The organism is Streptomyces venezuelae (assembly GCF_008642355.1).
In the GTDB taxonomy this organism is placed as follows: Bacteria; Actinomycetota; Actinomycetes; order Streptomycetales; family Streptomycetaceae; genus Streptomyces; species Streptomyces venezuelae_B.
This window is the reverse complement of record NZ_CP029193.1, coordinates 5,661,065-5,683,888: the sequence shown is the minus strand read 5'-3', so window position 1 is coordinate 5,683,888 and position 22,824 is coordinate 5,661,065. Positions and strand designations below refer to the sequence as shown.

Annotated in this window: 24 protein-coding genes; 8 read left to right on the top strand and 16 right to left on the bottom strand. The window is 69.6% G+C overall.

Annotated features, from left to right (window positions below; genetic code table 11):
* Positions 1 to 21: 21 nt before the first annotated feature.
* Positions 22 to 369 carry an ATP/GTP-binding protein gene (locus DEJ47_RS26455; protein ID WP_150172301.1) on the bottom strand — a complete coding sequence of 116 codons (348 nt, stop codon included), beginning with the start codon at positions 367 to 369 and terminating at the stop codon, positions 22 to 24.
* A 209-nt stretch (positions 370 to 578) separates the two neighbouring features.
* Between DEJ47_RS26455 and DEJ47_RS26450 the strand changes: the two genes are divergently transcribed.
* Entirely contained in the window at positions 579 to 1,613 is a 1,035-nt protein-coding gene (locus DEJ47_RS26450; RefSeq protein ID WP_150172299.1) for an LLM class flavin-dependent oxidoreductase, read from the top strand.
* A 91-nt stretch (positions 1,614 to 1,704) separates the two neighbouring features.
* Here the strand turns inward: DEJ47_RS26450 and DEJ47_RS26445 are convergent, their stop codons facing one another.
* The gene (locus tag DEJ47_RS26445) at positions 1,705 to 2,097 is read right to left on the bottom strand and encodes an SCO5389 family protein (protein ID WP_150172297.1); all 393 of its coding nucleotides are present in this window, start codon (positions 2,095 to 2,097) and stop codon (positions 1,705 to 1,707) included.
* 254 nt (positions 2,098 to 2,351) lie between these two features.
* Here DEJ47_RS26445 and nucS point away from each other — a divergent pair, with 254 nt between their 5' ends.
* Complete coding sequence (nucS, locus tag DEJ47_RS26440; RefSeq protein WP_150172295.1) at positions 2,352 to 3,023, top strand: endonuclease NucS; 672 nt, start codon at positions 2,352 to 2,354, stop codon at positions 3,021 to 3,023.
* A 9-nt stretch (positions 3,024 to 3,032) separates the two neighbouring features.
* On the opposite strand, the gene DEJ47_RS36580 is transcribed toward nucS, so the two are convergent.
* The 4 genes from DEJ47_RS36580 to DEJ47_RS26420 all read right to left on the bottom strand — a co-directional run bounded on the left by DEJ47_RS36580 (position 3,033) and on the right by DEJ47_RS26420 (position 7,912).
* Positions 3,033 to 5,531 carry an ATP-binding protein gene (locus DEJ47_RS36580; protein WP_190415571.1) on the bottom strand — a complete coding sequence of 833 codons (2,499 nt, stop codon included), beginning with the start codon at positions 5,529 to 5,531 and terminating at the stop codon, positions 3,033 to 3,035.
* A gap of 205 nt (positions 5,532 to 5,736) precedes the next feature.
* On the bottom strand, positions 5,737 to 6,060 hold the full coding sequence (locus DEJ47_RS26430; RefSeq protein WP_150172293.1) for an STAS domain-containing protein: 324 nt from the start codon (positions 6,058 to 6,060) through the stop codon (positions 5,737 to 5,739).
* 214 nt (positions 6,061 to 6,274) lie between these two features.
* Positions 6,275 to 7,123, bottom strand: a complete 849-nt coding sequence (locus DEJ47_RS26425; RefSeq protein WP_150172291.1) for a 3-hydroxyacyl-CoA dehydrogenase family protein — start codon at positions 7,121 to 7,123, stop codon at positions 6,275 to 6,277.
* A 147-nt stretch (positions 7,124 to 7,270) separates the two neighbouring features.
* The gene (locus DEJ47_RS26420) at positions 7,271 to 7,912 is read right to left on the bottom strand and encodes a TetR/AcrR family transcriptional regulator (protein ID WP_150172290.1); all 642 of its coding nucleotides are present in this window, start codon (positions 7,910 to 7,912) and stop codon (positions 7,271 to 7,273) included.
* Positions 7,913 to 8,020: 108 nt separating this feature from the next.
* Here DEJ47_RS26420 and DEJ47_RS26415 point away from each other — a divergent pair, with 108 nt between their 5' ends.
* Genes DEJ47_RS26415 through DEJ47_RS26405 form a run of 3 tightly spaced genes read left to right on the top strand, consistent with a single transcriptional unit; the run spans position 8,021 to position 10,178 of the window.
* Positions 8,021 to 8,812: an ATP-binding cassette domain-containing protein gene (locus DEJ47_RS26415; RefSeq protein ID WP_150172288.1), complete on the top strand. Its 792-nt coding sequence runs from the start codon at positions 8,021 to 8,023 to the stop codon at positions 8,810 to 8,812.
* Positions 8,813 to 8,836: 24 nt separating this feature from the next.
* Positions 8,837 to 9,586, top strand: a complete 750-nt coding sequence (locus DEJ47_RS26410; protein ID WP_150172286.1) for an ABC transporter permease — start codon at positions 8,837 to 8,839, stop codon at positions 9,584 to 9,586.
* Between the two features lie 19 nt (positions 9,587 to 9,605).
* Complete coding sequence (locus tag DEJ47_RS26405) at positions 9,606 to 10,178, top strand: cob(I)yrinic acid a,c-diamide adenosyltransferase (protein WP_150172284.1); 573 nt, start codon at positions 9,606 to 9,608, stop codon at positions 10,176 to 10,178.
* 19 nt (positions 10,179 to 10,197) lie between these two features.
* Here DEJ47_RS26405 and DEJ47_RS26400 read toward each other — a convergent pair whose 3' ends face one another.
* A complete protein-coding gene (locus DEJ47_RS26400) occupies positions 10,198 to 10,731 on the bottom strand; it encodes a hypothetical protein (RefSeq protein ID WP_150172282.1) in 534 nt (177 codons plus the stop codon).
* 166 nt (positions 10,732 to 10,897) lie between these two features.
* Here DEJ47_RS26400 and DEJ47_RS26395 point away from each other — a divergent pair, with 166 nt between their 5' ends.
* The 3 genes from DEJ47_RS26395 to DEJ47_RS26385 all read left to right on the top strand — a co-directional run bounded on the left by DEJ47_RS26395 (position 10,898) and on the right by DEJ47_RS26385 (position 14,784).
* A complete protein-coding gene (locus tag DEJ47_RS26395) occupies positions 10,898 to 12,088 on the top strand; it encodes a sensor histidine kinase (protein WP_150172280.1) in 1,191 nt (396 codons plus the stop codon).
* Complete coding sequence (locus DEJ47_RS26390; protein ID WP_150172278.1) at positions 12,085 to 12,735, top strand: response regulator; 651 nt, start codon at positions 12,085 to 12,087, stop codon at positions 12,733 to 12,735. The genes DEJ47_RS26395 and DEJ47_RS26390 overlap by 4 nt, the downstream gene beginning before the upstream one ends.
* 234 nt (positions 12,736 to 12,969) lie before the next feature.
* Positions 12,970 to 14,784 carry a glycoside hydrolase family 18 chitinase gene (locus DEJ47_RS26385; RefSeq protein ID WP_223828515.1) on the top strand — a complete coding sequence of 605 codons (1,815 nt, stop codon included), beginning with the start codon at positions 12,970 to 12,972 and terminating at the stop codon, positions 14,782 to 14,784.
* Positions 14,785 to 14,861: 77 nt separating this feature from the next.
* Here the strand turns inward: DEJ47_RS26385 and DEJ47_RS26380 are convergent, their stop codons facing one another.
* From DEJ47_RS26380 to atpB, 9 genes are all read right to left on the bottom strand, one after another.
* Positions 14,862 to 15,311, bottom strand: coding sequence for a DUF2550 domain-containing protein (locus DEJ47_RS26380; RefSeq protein WP_150172274.1), 450 nt, complete (start codon positions 15,309 to 15,311; stop codon positions 14,862 to 14,864).
* Between the two features lie 144 nt (positions 15,312 to 15,455).
* A complete protein-coding gene (locus DEJ47_RS26375) occupies positions 15,456 to 15,830 on the bottom strand; it encodes a F0F1 ATP synthase subunit epsilon (RefSeq protein WP_150172272.1) in 375 nt (124 codons plus the stop codon).
* 132 nt (positions 15,831 to 15,962) lie between these two features.
* Positions 15,963 to 17,405 (bottom strand): F0F1 ATP synthase subunit beta, encoded by a 1,443-nt coding sequence (gene atpD / locus DEJ47_RS26370; RefSeq protein ID WP_150172270.1) that lies wholly within the window; start codon positions 17,403 to 17,405, stop codon positions 15,963 to 15,965.
* Entirely contained in the window at positions 17,405 to 18,325 is a 921-nt protein-coding gene (locus tag DEJ47_RS26365) for a F0F1 ATP synthase subunit gamma (protein WP_150172268.1), read from the bottom strand. The genes atpD and DEJ47_RS26365 overlap by 1 nt, the downstream gene beginning before the upstream one ends.
* Positions 18,326 to 18,346: 21 nt before the next feature.
* Positions 18,347 to 19,936: a F0F1 ATP synthase subunit alpha gene (gene atpA, locus DEJ47_RS26360; RefSeq protein WP_150172266.1), complete on the bottom strand. Its 1,590-nt coding sequence runs from the start codon at positions 19,934 to 19,936 to the stop codon at positions 18,347 to 18,349.
* Positions 19,937 to 20,048: 112 nt separating this feature from the next.
* On the bottom strand, positions 20,049 to 20,873 hold the full coding sequence (locus DEJ47_RS26355; RefSeq protein ID WP_150172264.1) for a F0F1 ATP synthase subunit delta: 825 nt from the start codon (positions 20,871 to 20,873) through the stop codon (positions 20,049 to 20,051).
* Positions 20,870 to 21,424, bottom strand: coding sequence for a F0F1 ATP synthase subunit B (locus tag DEJ47_RS26350; protein ID WP_150172262.1), 555 nt, complete (start codon positions 21,422 to 21,424; stop codon positions 20,870 to 20,872). The genes DEJ47_RS26355 and DEJ47_RS26350 overlap by 4 nt, the downstream gene beginning before the upstream one ends.
* Positions 21,425 to 21,465: 41 nt before the next feature.
* Entirely contained in the window at positions 21,466 to 21,711 is a 246-nt protein-coding gene (gene atpE, locus DEJ47_RS26345) for an ATP synthase F0 subunit C (RefSeq protein ID WP_016643250.1), read from the bottom strand.
* Positions 21,712 to 21,785: 74 nt separating this feature from the next.
* Positions 21,786 to 22,556 (bottom strand): F0F1 ATP synthase subunit A, encoded by a 771-nt coding sequence (gene atpB, locus DEJ47_RS26340; protein ID WP_150175876.1) that lies wholly within the window; start codon positions 22,554 to 22,556, stop codon positions 21,786 to 21,788.
* Positions 22,557 to 22,824 lie beyond the last annotated feature (268 nt).

The following is a 22,824-nucleotide window of genomic DNA, read 5'->3' as shown; positions in this document are numbered from 1 at the left end:
GGGCACGAGGCGTACGAGGAGCTAGTACCTCGGCGCGTTACGGGACCGCTGCACCCGCGTGGTGCGGCGGTCCTTCGCGTTCCAGCACGCCTTGTGCCAGTGCCTGCGCTCGTCGACGCCGGAGTGCTCGGGCCAGGCGACCACGTGCGCGAGGCCGGAGGGGATCTCCTGGTCGCAGCCGGGGCAGCGGTACCGCTTGCCCGCCGCGCTCGCGCCCGCGACATGGCGCACGCTCCACTCCTCGCCCTGCCAGCTCTCGGTGCTCTGGAAGCCGCCGTACCGACCCGAGGGCTCCGCGCCCGTCGATGACGTCGATGCCGACGTGCTCGGCTCTCCTGCGCCCTTGGGGCGGTTGCGACGCGGGGACACGGAAACACCTCACGGGCTGTACGGCGGTCAGGGGGGTGACCAGCCTACGCGCCGCGCCATGGGGTACCCGGCCCGGATCGAGGGCCCGGATCCCGCCCGCTGCACGGAAAATCAAACAATCTTCTCGCCAGGCCGTGCCTTTGGCACGTGTCACGCGTTGTTGCCCGTAGGGGGAGTGCCTGCGTCGGCGCCAAGGAGGCAGGAGTTCGATGCGAGTAGGTAGTTTTGTTCTGGCCGCCCAGTTCCCCGGGCAGGGGCAGGGGGAGGCACTGCACCGCGCGGTGCGGTCCGCCGAGGTGGCCGAGGAGGCGGGGCTCGATGCGGTCTGGCTCGCCGAGCACCACTTCGTGCCGTACGGCACGTGTCCGTCGGCGGTGACCCTCGCGGCGCTGCTCCTCGGGCGGACGCGGCGGATCCACGTCGGCACGGCCGTGAGCGTACTCCCGACCGCGCACCCCGTGGCGCTCGGCGAGCAGGCGGCGCTGCTGCACGTGACGACGGGCGGCCGGTTCTCGCTCGGCGTCGGACGCGGCGGTCCCTGGGTGGACCTGGAAGTGTTCGGCGGGGGCCTGGAGGCGTACGAGAAGGGGTTCCCCGAATCCCTCGACCTGCTGCTGCGGTGGCTGCGGGAGCCGCGCGTCGAGGGCAGTGGCGAGCGGTTCGCGTTCCGCGAGGTCGCCGTGGTGCCACGCCCGCAGGAAGCCCTGACCGGACAGGGCGCCGAAGGTCCCGAAGTGGTCGTCGCGTGCACCTCGCCGTCCAGCGTGCGGCTCGCCGCGCAGCGCTGCCTGCCGATGCTGCTCGGCATGCACGTGGGCGACGACGAGAAGGCCGAAATGGTGGCCTTGTGGAATCGCCACGCACGTGCTGCGGGGCACCCGCCGGAGAAGGTCTCCGCCGCACCCCACGTATCCGCCGGTGTCGCGCAGATCGCGGACCGCCGGCTCGACGCGGCCGAGACGTTACAGAAGGCGATGCCGGGGTGGCTGAAGCAGGGGCTGGACGCCCATGTGACCGTGGACGGCAGGCACCGCGCCATGCGTGACCCGCTGGCCTACACGGAACTCCTGTGCGGCCTGCACCCCGTGGGCACCCCCCAGGTGTGCGCCGACCGTCTCGCCGCCACCGCCGAGCGCACCGGCATCACCCGCTTCGCGCTTCTCGTGGAGGGCTCCGGCGACCTCGCGGCCACGGAGGAGAACGTGCGGAGGCTGGGCGCCGAAGTGCTGCCCCAGCTCCGCTGAGCGCCTGCCGAGGACAGGTTCCGCGTTCCGCCTGGGGAGCTGCCGCTCCGGACTGACACACCTCCCGCGTACGGAGCGGCAGCAACAGGCGTCAGCAGTCCCGGAGTTCGGGCGACTGGTTGAGCAGCTGGCCCCGGATCGAGGTGAAGCGGGCGAGCCGGTCGTCCACCGCCGGGTCAAGCGGGAACACTGCCACGCGGTGACAGTTCTGGAATGCGAGGCGCACTCCGAAATGCCTCTGCAGAGCACCGCGGATCGCGTCACTCGCGAGCGCGCGCAGCAGCTGCCCACGCGCCTGCTCGTCCGGCGGCGGGGTCTGGTTGTCGGCGAACTCTCCGCCGTCGACCTTCAGCTGGGCCACCAGGGAGCTGATCATCTCCCACGCGTAAGGCAGGGAGGTCCGGACGCAGTCGACGAATTCCGCTTCGTCCACCTCGCCTCGCTCGGCCTGTTCCAACAGTGCCGGTGAGACGTCGAGCGACATGGGTTCTCCTCTCGCACCCCCGGGGAGCGGGGGCCTACGGACAGGGATGGAGTCCGCCTACGCAGCGTGCACGGATGACGACCTCTGGCTTCTACGGTAGGCACCGGGCGGTGCGGGCACCAGGAGATTGGGCGCATAACCGGCCAGGATCGAACAGGCGCATCGACGGACAAGTCGCCTCCTCGGCGCGGGGGTGCCGGGAGCGGAGCGCGCGAATCGCGTACACCGCCCCGAGTCGAGTAGCGTTGCGCCCCATGCGTCTCGTCATTGCCCGATGCTCCGTGGACTACGCGGGCCGGCTCACCGCCCATCTCCCGTCGGCGCCCCGTCTGATCCTCGTGAAGGCGGACGGCAGCGTCTCGATCCACGCGGACGACAGGGCCTACAAACCGCTCAACTGGATGTCGCCGCCCTGCACCTTGAAGGAGGGGACCGGGGACGACGCCGGCGTGTGGACCGTCGTGAACAAGGCGGGCGAGAAGCTCATCATCACGATGGAGGAAGTCCTGCACGACTCCTCGCACGAGCTGGGTGTGGACCCCGGTCTCATCAAGGACGGCGTGGAAGCACACCTTCAGGAGTTGCTCGCCGACCGGATCGAGACGCTCGGTGAGGGATATACGCTCATCCGCCGCGAGTACATGACGGCGATCGGCCCGGTCGACATCCTCTGCCGCGACGCCGACGGGCAGACCGTCGCCGTCGAGATCAAGCGCCGCGGCGAGATCGACGGCGTCGAGCAACTCACCCGCTACCTGGAGCTGTTGAACCGCGACCCGCACCTGGCGCCGGTCCGGGGGATCTTCGCCGCCCAGGAGATCAAGCCGCAGGCACGCGTCCTCGCCACCGACCGCGGCATCGGCTGCACCGTCCTCGACTACAACGCGCTGCGCGGCATCGAGGACGACAAGCTTCGACTGTTCTGACGTTCGGCGTCAGATCCTGTCCTCGGCCCCCGGGCCGCTCGCCGAGTTCGAGTTGTCGGGCGAGGTCGGCGGCGTCTCCTCGTCGGAAGGCGTCGTCGGCGGGGTCGTGGGCGGGGTGGTCGGCGGAGTCGTCGGAGGTGTGGTCGGCGGGTCCGTCGGCTTGGTGGGCTTGTCCGTGGGCTCGGTCGGCCTGTCGCTCGGCTTCGTCGGCTTGTCCGAGGGCTTCGACGGGGTCTGTGACGGCTCGTCGCTCTCGCTCGGCTTGTCCGAGGGCTCGTCGCTGTCGCTCGGCGTCGGGCTGCCCGAGGTACCGGTGACGCCGCCCTCGCCCGGGGTGTCGGACCGGCTCGTGGAGTCCTTGCGCGGCTCGTCGGCGGTGAGGCCGTCGTCGTCGCGGTCCTCCTTCGCCGACTGCTCGGTCTTCACCTTGTCGTTCGGCGGGTCGTTGTTGTCGGACGTGGCGCCGAGCGTGACGACGGTGCCGAGGACGGCGACGAGCAGGGCTCCCGCGCCCGCCGCGACGAGGTTGCGGCGGGTGCCGCTGATGATGGAGCGCCGGCTCGGCGCGGGTCCCGCCCCGGGCATCGGCGTCGCCCTGCCGGTGACGAGCGTCTCCGGTTCCGGAGACGGCGTGGGCATGGCGAACGCGGCCGCGGAGGGCGTGAACGTGGCGGGGATGCCGCCGGGTGGCGACGCCGATTCCTCGTAGCGCGCGTCGGGCACCTCCTCGCCCGCGGCCGTGCGCCCGCCGGGCAGCACGCCGCCCGAACGGTCCGCGACCAGCGCCAGGGCCCTGCGCCCGGAGATCATGCCGCGCTTGTCGGCGAGCGCGCCGCGCAGGCCTATGGACGCCTCCAGTTCGGCGCGGGCCCGGTCGAGCTGTCCGCCGCAGAGCGCGAGGATGCCCAACTCGTGGTGGAAGTACGCCTCTTCGGCGACCTCGCCCGCGTTCCGCGCCGCTTCCTGGCCGGAGCGCAGGGCACGTTCCCAGGCGCCCCAGTCGAGCCCGCCGGCGAAGGCGGGCGCCGCGGTGCGGGCGAGGAGCACGGCGGCGCCGCTCTCCGTGGCGACCAGCGCGGCGAGCGCGGCCTGGACGGCGTCGGCCTCGGCGGCGACCCGCTCCGGGGTGACGGAGGGGTGGCCGGACCACCAGGCGTAGTGCTGGGCGGCGCCCAGCGCGTACTCGGCGGCCTCGTCCGCGTACCCGGCGGCCTCCAGCTGGGTGCGGACCCCGGCGGCCAGGCGGTAGTGCGCACCGACCGGGGTGACCAGGGCGCAGCCGACGAGCTCGGAGAGGGCCGCGTCGGCGTGGGTGTCGCCCACGAGGGCGGGCAGGTGGGCCTGGTGCGGCAGTTCGCCGCCGAGGGCGACGGCGAACCTCAGGGTGGCGCGGGCGGACGGGCTGAGCCGTGAGGCGAGCAGCGCGGCGGGCGCGGCGCCGTCGGCGAGGGAGGGCAGCGGTACGTCGTGCTCGTCGGCCCCTGAGTCGAAGGGCGCGTCGACGGGGGTGACGGCGGTGTCGACGTAGTAGCCGTGCTCCTCGAAGGCGTGCGGATCGGCGCGGAGCTGGTCGCGCTGGCGGAGGAGGGCGCCGGCCTGGACGAAGCGCAGCGGCAGGCCCTCGGACTCGAACCACAGGTCGCCCGCCCAGTTGGCCTCCTCGTCGTCGAGGACGCGGCCGACGGCGCGCTCCAGGAGTTCGAGGCCGCCGCCGCGGCCGAGTCCGCCGAGGAAGACCTCTTCGAGGTGGGAGTCGGCGGAGGGTGCCGCCACGTCGGGTGTGGTGGCGACGAGGAAGGCGCATTCGGGTGTCGCGTCGAGCAGTTCGTCGAGGGCCGCGCCGCCGAATTCGAGGTCGTCGAGGACGACGACGGCGCCGATCTCGTGGACGTGTTCGAGGAGCTGGGCGCGTTCGGGGCGGTGCAGCGGCGCGTCGTGGACGGCGGCGAAGAGGTCGTGGAGCAGTTCGCCGGGTGTCCTGCGGTAGCCGGAGAGGCGGACGACGCCGTCGGGGGCGAGGTCCTCGCAGTCGTCGGCGACGGCGTTGAGGAGCGCTGTGCGGCCCGAACCAGCGGGTCCGGTCAGTCGGACGGAGCGGCCGCGCGCGAGGAGCCGTACGAGCCGCTCACGCTCTTCCTGGCGTTCGAGGAGCGGCAACCGGGGCAGTGCGGGCCCCGGGGGCACGGGCGGCATCGAGGCGCGGCGCAGTTCGGCGCGGTCGGCGGCGGAGCGCTTGCCGGGCGGGGCGGGGCGTTCGCCGGGCGGGCAGGGTTCGATCTCGCTGCCGTCGACGGGGTTGACGGTCAGCAGGAAGTCGCCCGAGACGACCTGGACGGTGCGGGCGAGCGCGGGTGCGGGCTGCCCGAAGTCGGGTGTCAGGGAATCGCGCGGCGGCCGCCCGGGGCGCGCCGAGCCGTCGTCGTCGATGCCGTCGATGCCGTTGATTCCATCGATGCCGCCGACGCCGTCGTGGCCGTGCTCTTCGGGTCCCCGGTTCATCGGGTCCATGGTCCTAGCCCCCCAGATGCGTGGTGTGCAGAGCCCCCTCCGGCCTTCGTGCACACTGCGCTGTCGCTTCTGGTCCGGCGCCCCCGTGCGGGTCCGTATATCGGTGGCCACCGAACCCTAGACCTTTGCTCAGTATCTACGGGAGGGCGGGGTACCGCCCCGTCCGAGACGTCACAGGTTCGTGAGGATTGTGCGGTCGGATCCTTCAGACTCTGGGGAGCGATTCGACGCCGATGCCGCCCTCGATGGCGAGGATGCGGTGCAGCCGGGTCGCGACGAGGAGGCGCTGCATCTGCGGCGGTACGTGGCGCAGGACGAGTCGGCGTCCGCAGCGTCCGGCGCGGCGGTGGGCGCCCATGATGACGCCGAGGCCCGTGGCGTCCCACGAGTCGAGTTCGGAGAGGTCGAGCACCAGATCGCCGACGCCGTCGTCGACGGCCGAGTGCAGGACCGTGCGGGCGTCCGCCGCGCTGCGTACGTCGAGGCGTCCCCCGACGACCAGCTGGGCCTGGTCGCCCCTGATGTGCATATGCGCTCCCCGAGAGTGCTGTGAGTGCTGTGTCTGCTGTGTCTGCTGTGACGCCCGATACGTGAGGCGTCTGCGTATGTCACTGCAACTGACTGCCGCATGGGCGAGGAAGTTGCCGTCTGTAAGCGAACCGATACCGAATTCACTCCGAGGGGTGACCCGCCGGGCGCCGAAGCGTCCGACGGGGCGTCAGACGGCGTACGTCCGTGCTGGTTCAGTGCTTGTAGAACCCTTGCCCGCTCTTGCGCCCGATGTCACCGGCGTCAACCATCCGGCGCATCAGCTCCGGCGGCGCGAACTTCTCGTCCTGGGACTCCGTGTAGATGTTGCCGGTGGCGTGGAGCAGGATGTCGACGCCGGTGAGGTCGGCGGTCGCGAGCGGGCCCATGGCGTGGCCGAAGCCGAGCTTGCAGGCGGTGTCGATGTCCTCGGCCGTGGCGACGCCCGACTCGTAGAGCTTGGCGGCCTCGACGACGAGCGCGGAGATCAGACGGGTCGTCACGAAGCCGGCGACGTCGCGGTTGACGACGATGCAGGTCTTGCCGACGGACTCGGCGAACTCGCGGGTGCGGGCGAGGGTTTCGTCGCTGGTCTTGTAGCCGCGGACGAGCTCGCAGAGCTGCATCATCGGGACGGGCGAGAAGAAGTGGGCGCCGACGACGCGCTCCGGGCGCTCCGTCACGGCCGCGATCTTGGTGATCGGGATGGCGGAGGTGTTGGAGGCGAGCACGGCGTCGTCGCGCACGAGCTTGTCGAGCGTACGGAAGATCTCGTGCTTGACCTCGAGCTTCTCGAAGACGGCCTCGACGACGATGTCCGCGTCGGCGACGGCGTCCAGGTCGGTGGTGGTCGTGATGCGTCCGAGCGCGGCTTCCGCGTCCTCGGCCGCGAGCTTGCCCTTGCTCACGAACTTGTCGTACGACGCCTTGATCCCGTCGGTGCCGCGGGTCAGGGCCTCATCGGTGACGTCGCGCAGGACGACGTCCCAGCCCGCCTGGGCGGAGACCTGAGCGATGCCGGACCCCATGAGTCCGGCTCCGATGACGGCGAGCTTCCGTGCCACTGTTCCGACTCCCCTACCGCTTGTCACGCTTGGCTTGCACGCTGTTCACGTATGCCTTCCCGGCGCACGTTAGCGGCCGTGGGCGCGCCTGTGGCGGTAAGGAGATGCGCGTCACGTCTCAGATGACGGACATCACACTGGTACGCGTCATTCGGCGGTGCGCGGCGCGTAGTTGAGGACCTTGTCGCTCAGCAGATCCTCCATCTCGTCGAGCAGCGCGAGGGCTTCGCGGGAGACCTCGGCGGGCGCGCGGCCCTTGGACATCTCGTCGCCGATCCACGCCATGAGGGTGCTGTGGACCCAGGAGAGCTGTCCGGCGACGAGCCCGGGGAGCGGGTCTCCCCCGGTGGCGCCGGTCTCCTCGGCGAGGGTGGTCGTGAGCCGTTCGAGGGCCTCCTGCTGGATCGCCCAGAGCCGGGAGCGCAGGGCGTGCGCCTCGGTGATGACCTTCATGAAGTCGGCCCAGCCGGGGAAGAGCCCGACGGCCGGCGAGACGCCTTCCACGTCGGTGCGGAGTTCACGCAGGACGGCGTCGGCGGCGGTCTCCCCGGCGCGGCGCCCGCGCACGTAGCGGGAGAGGCGGTCGACGATGTCGTCGCCCCGGTCGAGGAACAGGTCCTCCTTGGCCGGGAAGTAGTTGTAGACCGTGTTGACCGAGACGTCCGCGGCGTCCGCGATCTCGGCGATGGTCACGGCGTCGAACCCGCGTTCCAGGAAGAGCCCGGTCGCGATGTCCGAGATCCGCTGCTTCGTCTGCCTCTTCTTGCGCTCGCGCAGGCCCTCACTCATGCGCCTCATCCTAGGGACTCTGAAAATTTGTCGTCACACCATAATTTGGGGTCGATGTAAATTTTGGGCACGTTGCAAAATTCCAGTGACTCTGTTTTTGTGGTCTCCATGGCCATCATCAGCACCTCCGGGCTCGCACGGACCTTCCAGACCAAGGGCGGCCCCGTCGAGGCCGTGCGCGGCATCGACCTGCGCGTCGAGCCCGGCGAGATCCTCGGCTTCCTCGGGCCGAACGGCGCGGGCAAGACCACGACCCTGCGCATGCTGACCACGCTGCTCCCGCCGACCGGCGGCGCCGCCACCGTCGCGGGCCGCGACCTCGCGAAGGACCCCGCCGGGGTGCGCGAGCGGATCGGGTACGTGGCCCAGTCCGGCGGCGTCGACCTGAGCATCTCCGTACGCGAGGAGCTCATCACCCAGGGCCGTCTCTACCGCCTGACGAAGGCTCGGGCGACGGCACGGGCGGCGGAACTGGCGCACGACCTCGGCCTGACCGAGCTGATGGAGCGGCCCTGCGCCGCGCTCTCCGGCGGCCAGCGCAGGCGGCTCGACATCGCCCTCGGCCTCACCCACCGCCCCGAGGTCCTCTTCCTCGACGAGCCGACCACCGGACTCGACCCGGGCAGCCGCGCGGACCTGTGGCAGCTGGTGCGCAAGCTGCGCGACGAGCACGGCACGACCGTCTTCCTCACCACGCACTACCTCGACGAGGCCGATGCCCTCTCCGACCGCCTGGTCGTCGTCGACAACGGCGTCGTCGTCGCCGAGGGCACGCCGAGCGCGCTCAAGCTCCAGTACGGGGGCTCGATCGACGCCACCCTCCAGGACACCTTCCTCGCCATCACCGGGCGCGACATCGCATCCCGGCCCACCACGGACACGACCCCCGTCGCCGTCTGACCCTCACCATCCGGGACCCCCACCATGCCTGCACTGCTCGCCGACACCGCCCTGATCTTCGGGCGGTACGCCCGGCAGACCCTGCGCTCCAAGTTCCAGATCCTGTTCGGCGTCCTCACCCCGCTGCTGTACCTCCTCTTCTTCGGCCCGCTCCTCACCGACCTGCCACTCGGCTCCGAGGGCGACTCCTGGCAGGTCCTCGTGCCGGGACTGCTGCTCCAACTCGGGCTGTTCGGCGCCACGTTCAGCGGGTTCGCGCTCCTCATCGAGAAGCAGTTCGGCGTGGTGGAGCGGATGCGGGCGACGCCCGTGAGCCGTCTCGCGCTGCTCCTCGGACGGATCCTGCGCGACGCCGCGCTCTTCGTCTTCCAGGCCGTGCTGCTCGTGCTCGCCTCCCTGGCGATGGGGCTCAGGGCGCCGCTCGCGGGCATCCTCATCGGCTTCGCGTTCGTGGGGCTGCTCACGGCCGGGCTCGCCTCGCTGTCGTACGCGCTGGCCATGAAGGTCGACAAGCCGCACGAGTTCGGGCCCGCCGTCAACGCGGTGAGCATGCCCTCGATGCTGCTCTCCGGCCTGATGCTGCCGATGGCGCTCGCCCCGGCCTGGCTCGACGTCCTCTCCCACTTCATGCCGTTCCGCTACCTCGTCGACGCGGTGCGCGCGGGATACGTGGGCGACTACGCGACGACGACGATGCTGTACGGCGTCCTGATGGCGCTCGCCTTCGTCCTGTTCTCCGTGACGGTCGGCACACGTGTCTTCAGGAAGGCCTGAGCGTAACTAGGCTGGCGGCATGGTCAATCTGACGCGCATCTACACCAGGACCGGCGACCAGGGCACGACGGCCCTCGGGGACATGAGCCGCACCGCCAAGACCGATCTGCGCATCTCGGCGTACGCCGACGCCAACGAGGCCAACGCGGCCATCGGCACGGCGATCGCGCTCGGGCAGCTCGACGCGGAGGTGGTGAAGGTCCTCGTGCGCGTCCAGAACGACCTCTTCGACGTGGGCGCCGACCTCTCCACGCCGGTCGTCGAGGACCCGAAGTACCCGCCGCTGCGCGTCGAGCAGTCCTACGTGGACAAGCTGGAGGCGGACTGCGACCGCTTCCTGGAGGAGCTGGAGAAGCTCCGCAGCTTCATCCTGCCGGGGGGTACGCCGGGCGCGGCGCTGCTGCACCAGGCGTGCACCGTGGTGCGGCGCGCCGAGCGGTCGACGTGGGCGGCCCTGGAGGTGCACGGCGACACGATGAACCCGCTGACCGCCACCTACCTCAACCGCCTCTCCGACCTCCTCTTCATCCTCGCCCGTACGGCGAACAAGACGGTCGGGGACGTGCTGTGGGTGCCGGGCGGCGAGCGGTAGCGCTCGGAGGCGCCCGCCCTCAGGCAGGGGCCTTCTTCGGGAAGAGCGTGTAGCTGAGCGCGATCAGACCGTGGATGCCCGCCGTACGCCACGCCGTGTACATCCACGCCTGAAGCGACGAGGTGCGGTCGGGGTCGTCGACGTACCACATGGCGAGCAGCAGCAGCCCGCTCGCGACGGCCGCCCCGACGACGGAGCCGAACCAGACCTTCGCCTCGTGCAGGGCGCGGGCCTTGCCGTAGCGCGGCGGGCGCGGCACCGGCGTTCCCTTGAAGCGGTGCGCCGCGTGGCCGTCGAGCCACTTCACGGTGCGGTGGCCGTGCCCGACGGTGTAGCCGATGTACAGCGCCGCGAGGCCGTGCTTCCAGCTGGGGTCCGCGCCGTTCTTCAGGTCGAGCGCGGTCACCACCAGGAGCACGAGTTCGAGCAGCGGCTCGCACAGCAGGATCGCGATGCCGAGGCGCGGCATGCGCAGCAGGTAGCGGGTGGCGAGCCCGGCGGCCAGCAGGACCCAGAAGCCGACCTCGCAGATGATGATCAGCGCGACGATCACAGCGCTCTCCTCACGTTCACTCCCCCGGTCACCCCTCCAGGCTCGCGCCCCGGTCGCCGTAGATCGTCGTCGTCAGTGACGAAGTGGGACTGCATCCTTCGATGTAGCGCCCGGTTCCTCCCCCAGGACCAGGCAGGATGCCGGGTCCACCGTGTTGGATGGGGGCATGGCCTTGTCCCTGCCCCGCCCGCAACGCGTCGACGTGCAGATCGCCGCGGTCAGCCTGCTCTGCGGGCTGGCGCTGTGGGCGCTCGGGCTGAACGCGCAGGGCACCCGGGTGCTCGGCGACAACTGGTCGCTGCTCCCGCTCTTCGTCCTCGCCGGGCTCGAACTGCTGCGCAGCAGCAGACCCCAGACCAGCCTCGTCATCGGCACGTTCGCCCTGGTCTTCGACCAGTTCACGACGGGCAACCTCGCGTCGATCATGATGTTCACCGACATCGTGTACGCGGCCGTCGTCTACGGCACCCCGGCCGCCGCCCGCCGCATCCCGCTGACCACCGGCGCCGTCACGGTGGCGATGACGATCGGCTTCCTCGCGTGGTGGCAGGATCCCCAGGCCGTCCTCATCGGCGTCGTGACCGGCATCGTGTCGTACGGTCCCGCCGCCACCGGCGTCCTCGTGCGCAACCACCGCGAGGCCGCCGCAGCCGCGAAACTGCGGGCTGAGCAGACCGCGCTGCTCGCCGAGATGGACCGGGTGCAGGCCGTCGGCGCCGAGCGAGCCAGAATGGCGAGGGAGCTGCACGACATGGTCGCCAACCATCTCTCGGCGATCGCCATCCACTCGACGGCCGCGCTCTCCCTCGACGACCCGAAGACCACTCAGGACGCCCTCGCCGTCATCCGCGAGAACAGCGTCGAGGGCCTGGCGGAGATGCGCCGCCTCATCGGCATCCTGCGCGACCAGACCGGCGACCTGGAGCCCGCGGCCGCGCCCACCCTGGACGGTCTGGCGGCCCTCGTCGAGGGCGCCCGCACCAACGGCCTCGACGTCACGCTCGAGGACGCACGCCCCCCGGACGGTGCGAAGCTGCCCGCGCCGGTGGAGCTGGCCGCGTACCGCATCGTGCAGGAGTCCCTGACGAACGCCCTCAAGCACGCGGCCCCCGGCCTCGTCACCGTGACCCTCGCACAGCGGCCGCGCGCCCTCACCGTCCGCGTGACCTCCCCCTACGGGGACCCCTCCGGGCCGCGCGCCCCCGGCTCCGGCGCCGGTCTCGTCGGCATGCGCGAGCGCACCGACCTGCTCGGCGGCACCTTCGAAGCGGGCCCCGAGAGCACCCCTGACGGCAAGGTCTGGAGCGTTGTCGCGACCCTGCCCGTCGACCCAGCGGACGAAGGAGCCAAGGAATGATCCGGGTACTGGTCGCCGAGGACCAGTCGGCCGTGCGCGCGGGACTCGTCCTGATCCTGCGCAGCGCGTCCGACATCGAGGTCGTCGGCGAGGCGGCGGACGGTGAGGAGGCCGTGGCGCTCGCCCGCGAGCTCCGTCCCGACCTGGTCCTGATGGACGTACAGATGCCGCGCCTCGACGGGGTGTCGGCGACCCGGCAGGTCGTCGCCGAGCAGCTCGCGGACGTGCTGGTCCTGACCACCTTCGACCTCGACGAGTACGTGTTCGGTGCGCTGAGGGCGGGTGCGTCCGGGTTCCTCCTGAAGAACACGGAGGCCAAGGACCTCATCGAAGGCGTCCGTACGGTCGCGCGCGGCGAGGGGCTCATCGCGCCCGCCGTGACCCGTCGGCTGATCGCCGAGTTCGCCGCTCCCACGAGGTCCGTACGCGACGGGAACGCGCCGGACCCCGCGATCCTGGACAGCCTCACGCGACGCGAGCGCGAGGTGCTCTCCTGCATCGGCGAGGGCCTGTCGAACGCCGAGATCGCGGCGCGTCTCGCGATGGCGGAGGCGACGGTGAAGACGCACGTCAGCCGGATGCTGGGCAAGCTGGAACTGCGCAGCCGGGTGCAGGCGGCCGTCCTCGCGCAGGAGTTGGGCGTCTGAAGCGGAACCGGGGGTGCCGGACCGTCGCGATCCGGCCAATGGTTCAGACCTCTTGACCGCTGGTCCAGACCTTTCTATTCTCGCCGCACTGCGGTGAGCACTCCCCCACGTGTCCACGTGCTCACGGGCGGCGCAGGGTCCAAGCCCCTAACGGCCCCGGAACTCACCCGAGGAGCACTCGTGCGCTTCACGACGAACAGCACCCGCTCGAGAGTCAGAACCAGACACAAAGCCGTGGCGGGAGTGACGACCCTGCTTCTCCCGCTCGCCACCCTCGTCGCCCTCGGCGGCCCCGCCGAAGCGGCGCCCGACGCCGCCGCCGAGGCCACCGCCACGTACGCCAAGACCCAGGACTGGGGCAACGGCTTCGAGGGCAAGTGGACGATCAAGAACACCGGCACCACGACGCTCAGCTCCTGGAACGTCCAGTGGGACTTCCCCTCGGACACGAAGGTGACCTCGGCGTGGGACGCCACCGTCACCAACTCCGGCACCCGCTGGACCGCCAAGAACCTCGGATGGAACGGGACGCTCGCCCCCGGCGCCTCGGTCTCCTTCGGGTTCAACGGCACCGGCCCCGGCGCCCCCTCCAAGTGCACGCTGAACGGCGGCAGCTGCGACGGCGGCAGCGTCCCCGGCGACAACCCGCCGAGCGCCCCCGGCACACCGACCGCCTCCGGCATCACCGACACCGGTGTGAAGCTGGACTGGAAGGCCGCCACCGACGACAAGGGCGTCAAGAACTACGACGTCCTGCGCGACGGCGCGAAGGTCGCCACGGTCACCGGCACGTCGTACAGCGACAGCGGCCTGACCGCGGGCACCGACTACTCGTACAGCGTCCAGGCGCGTGACACCGCCGACCAGACGGGCCCGGCCAGCGACGCCGTCAAGGTCCGCACCACCGGTGGCGGCGGTCCCGACCCGGAGCCCGGCGACAAGGTCAAGCTCGGCTACTTCACGGAGTGGGGCGTCTACCAGCGCAACTACCACGCGAAGAACATCGCCACCTCCGGCTCGGCCGGCAAGATCACGCACATCAACTACAGCTTCGGCAACGTCCAGGGCGGCAAGTGCACCATGGGCGACGCCTACGCGGCGACCGACAAGGCGTACACCGCCGACCAGAGCGTCGACGGCGTCGCCGACACCTGGGACCAGCCGCTGCGCGGCAACTTCAACCAGCTGCGCAAGCTGAAGGCCAAGTACCCGAACATCAAGATCCTCTGGTCCTTCGGCGGCTGGACCTGGTCCGGCGGCTTCACCGACGCCATGAAGAACCCGGCGGCCTTCGCCAAGTCCTGCCACGCCCTGGTCGAGGACCCGCGCTGGGCCGACGTCTTCGACGGCATCGACCTGGACTGGGAGTACCCGAACGCGTGCGGTCTGTCCTGTGACACCAGCGGCCCCGCCGTCTTCAAGAACATGATGCAGGCGTTCCGCAACGAGTTCGGCTCCAAGAACCTCGTCACCGCCGCGATCACCGCGGACGGCTCCAGCGGCGGCAAGATCGACGCGGCCGACTACGGCGGCGCCGCGCAGTACGCCGACTGGTACAACGTGATGACGTACGACTTCTTCGGCGCCTGGGCGGCGAAGGGCCCGACGGCCCCGCACTCCCCGCTCACGTCCTACCCGGGCATCCCGCAGGACGGCTTCAACTCCGCGGCCGCGATATCCAAGCTCAAGGCGAAGGGCGTGCCGTCGGCCAAGCTGCTGCTCGGCATCGGCTTCTACGGCCGCGGCTGGACCGGCGTCACGCAGAAGGAGCCGGGCGGCACGGCCACGGGGGCGGCGCCCGGCACGTACGAGGCGGGCATCGAGGACTACAAGATCCTCAAGAACTCCTGCCCGTCCAACGGCACGATCGCGGGTACGGCGTACGCCCACTGCGGCACGAACTGGTGGTCCTACGACACTCCCGCGACCGTCAAGTCCAAGATGGCGTGGGCCAAGGATCAGAAGCTCGGCGGTGCGTTCTTCTGGGAGTTCAGCGGTGACACGGCCAACGGGGAGCTGGTGTCCGCGATCAACGACGGTCTGAAGTAACCGTCCCAAGTACGAAGCCGGGAAGACAAGATCGCCCCTTGTCTTCCCGGCTTCTTCATGCCGTACGAGATCTCTTGCTAGGCCACGTTGACGCGCTGGCCGGGAGGGGCCGCTTCCAGCCACGCCAGGAAACCCGTCAGCGCGTCCTCGCTCATCGCCAGTTCCAGGCGGGTCCCGCGGTGGAGGCAGCCGAGGACGATGGCGTCGGAGAGCAGGGCCAGTTCCTCCTCGCCGTCCGGGGCGCGGCGGTCCACGACCTCGATGGCGGAGCGCTCCAGGACCCGGCGCGGCCGGGGAGCGTAGGAGAAGACGCGGAACCACTCGACGCGGTCACCGTTGTAGCGGGCGACCCCGTACCCCCAGCCCTTGCCGGAGGTGTCGCCCTTCTCGGGGGCGTCCCACCGCAGGCTGCAGTCGAAGGTGCCGCCGGAGCGCTGGATGAGCCGGCGCCGGAGGCCGAAGACGAAGAGCCCCACCAACACCAGCACGATCAAAGCAAGTCCGCACACGAGCAGAGTGAGGATCATCGGCACCGACCTCCTCGCCTCTACCGTCGGCCGAAGGGCCGACAACGGACCAATACATTGCACCCGCATTGCCTCAGCCGCGACCCGGTCCGGAATGCTCCCGGACCTGGCCGCGGCTGAGTCACGTTACGCCGCGCGCTGGGGTCAGCGCGTCGCCACCGCACGCAGTCGGACGTCGGCGCGCCGCTCGGCGGAGGCGTCGGCCTCCGACTTCGCGCGCTCCAGCGCCCGCTCCGCACGCTTGACGTCGATCTCGTCGGACAGCTCCGCGATCTCGGCCAGCAGCGACAGCTTGTCGTCCGCGAAGGAGATGAATCCTCCGTGGACAGCGGCCACGACCGTGCCGCCGTCACTCGTACGAATGGTCACCGGGCCCGATTCCAGCACACCGAGCAGCGGCTGGTGACCGGGCATGACGCCGATGTCGCCGGACGTGGTGCGCGCGACGACCAGGGTGGCCTCACCGGACCAGACACTGCGGTCCGCTGCGACCAGCTCGACATGCAGCTCAGCAGCCAAGGGTGGCTCCTCGGGTCACCACCCGGCGGTTCAGCCGGGTGTTGGGTCAAATTCTAGTGGGCGTACGAAGAGGGGCGGGACACTGCCCCTGCGCGGGGTGCCCCCGCCCCTCTCCGGATCGAGCTACCGAGCTCAGGAGACGCCGAGCTCCTTGGCGTTCTTCTTGAGGTCCTCGAGACCACCGCACATGAAGAAGGCCTGCTCGGGGAAGTGGTCGTACTCGCCGTCGCAGATCGCGTTGAACGCCGCGATCGACTCCTCGAGGGACACGTCCGAGCCGTCCACGCCGGTGAACTGCTTGGCGGCGTGGGTGTTCTGCGACAGGAAGCGCTCCACGCGACGGGCACGGGCGACGACGAGCTTGTCTTCCTCGCTGAGCTCGTCGATACCGAGGATCGCGATGATGTCCTGGAGGTCCTTGTACTTCTGCAGGATCCCCTTGACGCGCATGGCGCAGTCGTAGTGGTCCTGCGCGATGTAGCGCGGGTCCAGGATGCGGGACGTGGAGTCCAGCGGGTCCACGGCCGGGTAGATGCCCTTCTCGGAGATCGGACGGGAGAGAACCGTCGTCGCGTCGAGGTGGGCGAACGTGGTGGCCGGGGCCGGGTCGGTCAGGTCGTCCGCGGGGACGTAGATCGCCTGCATCGAGGTGATCGAGTGACCGCGGGTCGACGTGATGCGCTCCTGGAGGAGACCCATCTCGTCGGCCAGGTTCGGCTGGTAGCCCACCGCGGAGGGCATGCGGCCGAGCAGGGTCGAGACCTCGGAACCGGCCTGCGTGAAGCGGAAGATGTTGTCGATGAAGAACAGCACGTCCTGCTTCTGCACATCGCGGAAGTACTCCGCCATGGTCAGACCGGCCAGGGCGACACGGAGACGCGTGCCCGGCGGCTCGTCCATCTGGCCGAAGACCAGCGCGGTCTTGTCCAGAACGCCGGCTTCCTCCATCTCGACCATGAGGTCGTTGCCCTCACGGGTGCGCTCGCCGACACCGGCGAAGACGGAGACACCGTCGTGCAGCTTGGCCACACGGACGATCATTTCCTGGATCAGAACGGTCTTGCCGACACCGGCACCACCGAACAGACCGATCTTTCCACCCTTGACGTACGGGGTGAGAAGGTCGACGACCTTCAGGCCGGTCTCGAACATCTCGGTCTTGGACTCGAGCTGGTCGAAGGCCGGGGCCTTGCGGTGGATCGTCCAGCGCTCGGCCTCGGCGACCGAGGACGGGTCGTCGTTCAGCACCTCACCGAGGGTGTTGAACACACGGCCCTTGGTCACGTCGCCGACCGGCACCGAGATGCCCTTGCCGGTGTCGGTGACCGCGGCCTGGCGGACCAGGCCGTCGGTGGGCTGCATCGAGATCGCGCGGACCACGCCGTCACCCAGGTGCTGGGCGACCTCGAGGGTCAGCGTCTTCTTCGCGCCCTCGGCCGACGGGTCGTCGACCTGGACGTGCAGGGCGTTGTAGATCTCCGGCATCGCGTCGACGGGGAACTCCACGTCGACGACCGGGCCGATGACCCGGGCGACGCGGCCCGTGGCAACGGCCGTCTCAACAGTGGTCGTCATTACTTGTCACTCCCCGCGGTCGCGTCGGCCAGGGCTGCTGTGCCGCCGACGATCTCGCTGATTTCCTGGGTGATTTCGGCCTGGCGGGCCGCGTTGGCAAGCCGGGAGAGGCTGTTGATCAGATCCCCGGCGTTGTCGGTCGCCGACTTCATCGCGCGGCGCGTGGCGGCGTGCTTGGAGGCAGCCGACTGGAGCATCGCGTTGTAGATACGGCTCTCGACGTACCGCGGCAGCAGGGCGTCGAGGACGTCCTCCGCCGACGGCTCGAAGTCGTACAGCGGAAGGATCTCGTCCTTGCCGGACTTCGACTCCTCCGCCACCTCCTCGAGGCTGAGCGGCAGCAGGCGGCTGTCGATGGCCGTCTGCGTCATCATCGAGACGAACTCGGTGTAGACGATGTGGAGCTCGTCCACGCCGCCCTCCGCCGTCTCCTTCTCGATGGCCTCGATCAGCGGCACCGCGACCTTCTTGGCATCCGCGTACGTGGGCTCGTCGGTGAACCCCGACCACGACTCCACGACCTTGCGCTCGCGGAAGTTGTAGTGGGCCAGACCACGGCGGCCGACGATGTACGTGTCGACCTCCTTGCCCTCGGCCTCGAGGCGCTCGGTGAGCTGCTCCGCGGCCTTGATGGCGTTGGAGTTGAAGGCGCCGGCCAGTCCGCGGTCGCTCGTGAGGAGCAGAACCGCGGTACGGGTCGCCGTCTCCGCCTCGGTGGTCAGCGGGTGCTTCGTGTTCGAACCAGTGCCGACCGCCGTGACCGCCCGGGTGAGCTCGGTCGCGTACGGCGTGGAGGCCGCCACCTTGCGCTGCGCCTTGACGACACGCGAGGCGGCGATCATCTCCATCGCCTTGGTGATCTTCTTGGTCGCGGTGACGGATCGGATGCGACGCTTGTAGACCCGGAGCTGGGCTCCCATGAGTCAGGTCCCTTCCTTACGTCACTTGGCAGCGGCGGGGGCGTCGTCGCCGAGAAGCTTGCCGTCCGAAGTCTTGAACTGCTTCTTGAACTTCTCGATGGCGTCGCCGACGGCCTGCAGGGTGTCGTCCGACATCTTGCCGCCCTCCTTGATGGAGGTCATGAGGCCCTTCTCGCTCTGGTGCAGGTACGAGAGGAGCTCGCTTTCGAAGCGGCGGATGTCGACGACCGGCACGTCGTCCATGCGACCGGTGGTACCGGCCCACACGGAGACGACCTGGTTCTCGGTCGCCATCGGCTCGTACTGCGGCTGCTTGAGCAGCTCGACCATGCGCTGGCCGCGCTCGAGCTGGGCCTTCGACGCGGCGTCCAGGTCGGAACCGAAGGCGGCGAAGGCCTCCAGCTCACGGAACTGGGCGAGGTCCACGCGGAGACGACCCGAGACCTGCTTCATCGCCTTGTGCTGCGCGGAACCACCGACACGGGAGACGGAGATACCGACGTTCAGCGCGGGGCGCTGACCGGCGTTGAAGAGGTCCGACTCCAGGAAGCACTGGCCGTCGGTGATGGAGATGACGTTGGTCGGGATGAACGCCGACACGTCGTTCGCCTTGGTCTCGACGATCGGCAGACCGGTCATCGAGCCCTTGCCCAGCTCGTCCGAGAGCTTCGCGCAGCGCTCGAGCAGACGCGAGTGCAGGTAGAAGACGTCACCGGGGTAGGCCTCGCGCCCCGGCGGGCGGCGGAGCAGCAGGGACACGGCGCGGTAGGCGTCGGCCTGCTTCGAGAGGTCGTCGAAGACGATGAGGACGTGCTTGCCCTCGTACATCCACTGCTGGCCGATGGCCGAGCCGGTGTAGGGCGCCAGGTACTTGAAGCCCGCCGGGTCGGACGCCGGGGCGGCGACGATGGTCGTGTACTCCAGCGCGCCGGCCTCTTCGAGGGCACCGCGCACGGAGGCGATGGTGGAGCCCTTCTGGCCGATGGCGACGTAGATGCAGCGCACCTGCTTGTTCACGTCGCCCGAGCGCCAGTTCTCGCGCTGGTTGATGATCGTGTCGACGGCCAGGGCGGTCTTGCCGGTCTGGCGGTCACCAATGATCAGCTGACGCTGGCCGCGGCCGATCGGGGTCATCGCGTCGACGGCCTTGTAGCCGGTCTCCATCGGCTCGTGCACCGACTTGCGCTGCATGACCGTGGGGGCCTGCAGCTCAAGGGCGCGACGACCGCTGGTCTCGATCTCGCCGAGGCCGTCGATCGGGTTGCCGAGCGGGTCGACGACGCGGCCGAGGTAGCCCTCGCCCACGGCGACCGACAGCACCTCGCCGGTACGGGTGACCGACTGGCCTTCCTCGATACCGCTGAACTCACCGAGGACGATCGAACCGATCTCGCGCTCTTCCAGGTTCAGCGCGAGACCGAGGGTCCCGTCCTCGAACTTCAGCAGCTCGTTGGCCATGGCCGAGGGCAGGCCCTCGACCTTCGCGATGCCGTCGCCGGCAAGGGTGACCGTACCGACCTCCTCGCGCGAGGCCGCGTCCGGCTTGTACGCCTGGACAAAGTTCTCCAGCGCGTCCCGGATCTCCTCCGGCCGGATCGTGAGCTCCGCCATCTGGGTTCCCTGCTCTCCTTGTTGGGCCCGAAGTTTTCTTGGGGGGTCTGGGGTCAGCCCCCAGGAATCCTCTGCACGGCCCAACTAGGGCCGTAGGTCGTGCTTTGTTGCTTTACTGACCGGCCACGCGGCGGCCGGCTTCCTCGATGCGGTCCGCGATGGAGCCGTTGATGACCTCGTCGCCCACCTGGACCGTGATCCCGCCGAGGACCGCGGGGTCCACGTCGAGGTTCAGGTGCATCGGGCGTCCGTACACCTTGGCCAGTGCGGCGCCGAGACGCTCCTTCTGCCGGTCCGAGAGCGGAACAGCGGAAGTGACGACGGCGACCATCCGGTTGCGGCGGTCGGCGGCCAGCTTGGAGAGGGACACGATGCCCTCTTCCAGGCTACGTCCACGCGGCGCGGTCACGAGGCGCTCGACGAGACGCTCCGTGACGACCTCGGCGCGACCACCGAGCAGGCTGCGCAGCAGCTCGCTCTTGGCCGTGTTGGACGCGGCGCGGTCGGTCAACGCGGCACGCAGCGCGTTGTCGGACGAGACGATCCGGCTGAACCGGAAGAGCTCGTCCTCGACGTTGTCGAGACCGCCGGTCTTCTGCGCACCGGTCAGGTCGGCGAGGTTGGTGAGCTCCTCCAGGGCGTCCACCAGGTCACGCGACTGCGACCAGCGCGAGCGCACCATGCCGGCCACCAGGTCGGCGGTCTCGCCGCCCACCTGTCCGGAGAGCAGGCGGCCCGCGAGCTCGGCCTTGGCCTCGCCGGACTGCGCCGGGTCGGTCAGGACCCGACGCAGCGACACCTCGCGGCTGAACAGCGCGGTGACCGCGGCGAGCTCGTCGGCGAGCTGCTTCGGGTCGACCGAGGTGCTGTCCGTCAGCGCGTCGAGGCGCTCGCGCGCGGCGGCCAGGGCCTCGCGGCTAGCTCCGTGCGCTGTCATCGAGCGGCCTCGGCCTTCTCCTCGAGCTCGTCGAGGAAGCGGTCGATGGTGCGGCTCTGCCGGGCGTGGTCCTCGAGGGACTCGCCGACGAGCTTGCCCGCCAGGTCGGTGGCCAGCTGGCCCACGTCCTGACGCAGCGACTGCGCGGCGGCCTTGCGGTCGGCCTCGATCTGCGCGTGACCGGCGGCGACGATCTCCTCGCGCTGACGCTGGCCCTCGGCCCGCATCTCGGCGATGAGCGTGGCGCCCTGCTCCTGCGCCTCCTGGCGCAGACGCGCGGCCTCGTGCCGGGCCTCGGCGAGCTGAGCCTTGTACTGCTCAAGAACGCTCTGGGCCTCGGTCTGAGCGGCCTCGGCCTTCTCGATACCGCCTTCGATCGCCTCCCGGCGCTCTTCCAGAACCTTGTTGATGTTCGGGAGGAGCTTCTTCCAGAAGAAGAAGAAGACGATGGCGAAGGCGATGGCGCCGACGAGCAGCTCGGGACCGGGCGGGATGAGCGGGTTCTGCTCCTCCGCGTGCTCGGCCGCCTGCTGTACCAGGTTGGCGATCACATCATTGCCTTTCGTCGAACGGGACTAATCGTCTCGGGCGATCAGGAGCCGTAGACGAACGGCATGACGATGCCGATGAGGGCGAGCGCCTCACAGAAGGCGAAACCGAGGATCTGGTTGGCACGGATCAGGCCGGCAGCTTCGGGCTGACGGGCGAGAGCCTCGGTGCCCTTACCGAAGACGATGCCAACACCGATGCCGGGGCCGATGGCCGCGAGGCCGTAGCCGATGGAGCCGAGGGCCTTGATGTCACCCTGGAGGGCGGCGAGCTCGAGAGTCGCGGACATGCCGTTACTTCCTTCTCTTTCATGGACCGGTGGGGGTTGGCCACCGGGCGCTTAGGGGGTTGCGGGGAGGGCGATCAGTGGTGCTCGGCCAGAGCGCCCTGGATGTACGAGCAGGCGAGGAGTACGAAGACGTACGCCTGGACGGCCTGCACGAAAAGCTCGAAGACGATCATCGCCATGGTCATCACGAAGGAGACACCGGCGGCCGGGATCATCCAGCTGTTCAGCAGGTACCAGGAGGCGACGGTGAACATCACCAGCATCAGGTGACCGGCGAACATGTTGGCGAAGAGTCGTACGGCGTGCGTGAAGGGGCGCACCAGCAGGTTCGAGAAGAACTCGATGAACGACACGAGCCACTTGATCGGGCCGAGCGAGTTGTCGAAGCCGGTGATGTTCTTCCAGCCACCCACGAAGCCGTGCTTCTTGAAGGTGAGGGGCACCCAGACCAGGTAGACGACCGCCGCGAGCACCGCCGGGTAGGCGATGATCGACGAGACCGGGAACTGGGTCAGCGGGATCACGGACCAGATGTTCATGATCCAGATGAAGAAGAACAGCGAGACCATGAGCGGGACGTACTTCTCGCCGTCCTTCTTGCCCATCGTCTCGTAGACGATCCCGCGGCGTACGAAGTCGTAGCCGGCCTCGCCCATCATCTGCAGCTTGCCCGGGACCAACTTGGCCTTGCCGAACGCCACGTAGAAGAAGGTGACGACGACGAGCGTGGTCATCAGGGCGAGCAGCATGACCTTGTTGAACTCGAACCCGCCGACGGTGAACATCGGCTTGAAGAGGAACGAGTGCAGGCCCGGAGCCGGGAAGCCACAGCCGTTGTCGGACATGATCCGACAGCTCCAGTCAAAGGCGAGCTCAGTTTGGTCAGCACTCACCGCGGGCTCCTTCGGCGTGACGCATAGGTACGGCAACCTCGTTGTCGTGTCGGCGCGGCGCACGGCCGCGGGTCGGCACCGGACTGGTGTTTCGGAAGTGTGAGCGGCATTCAGGCATCGAGCCTCGCGATTGTGCAGGCGTCAGCTCAGATGCCCGCGCCCGCAGTGCCGCAGTTGGCACCGGACGATAGCAGCATCTCGAACGGCCATTTATCCCGCC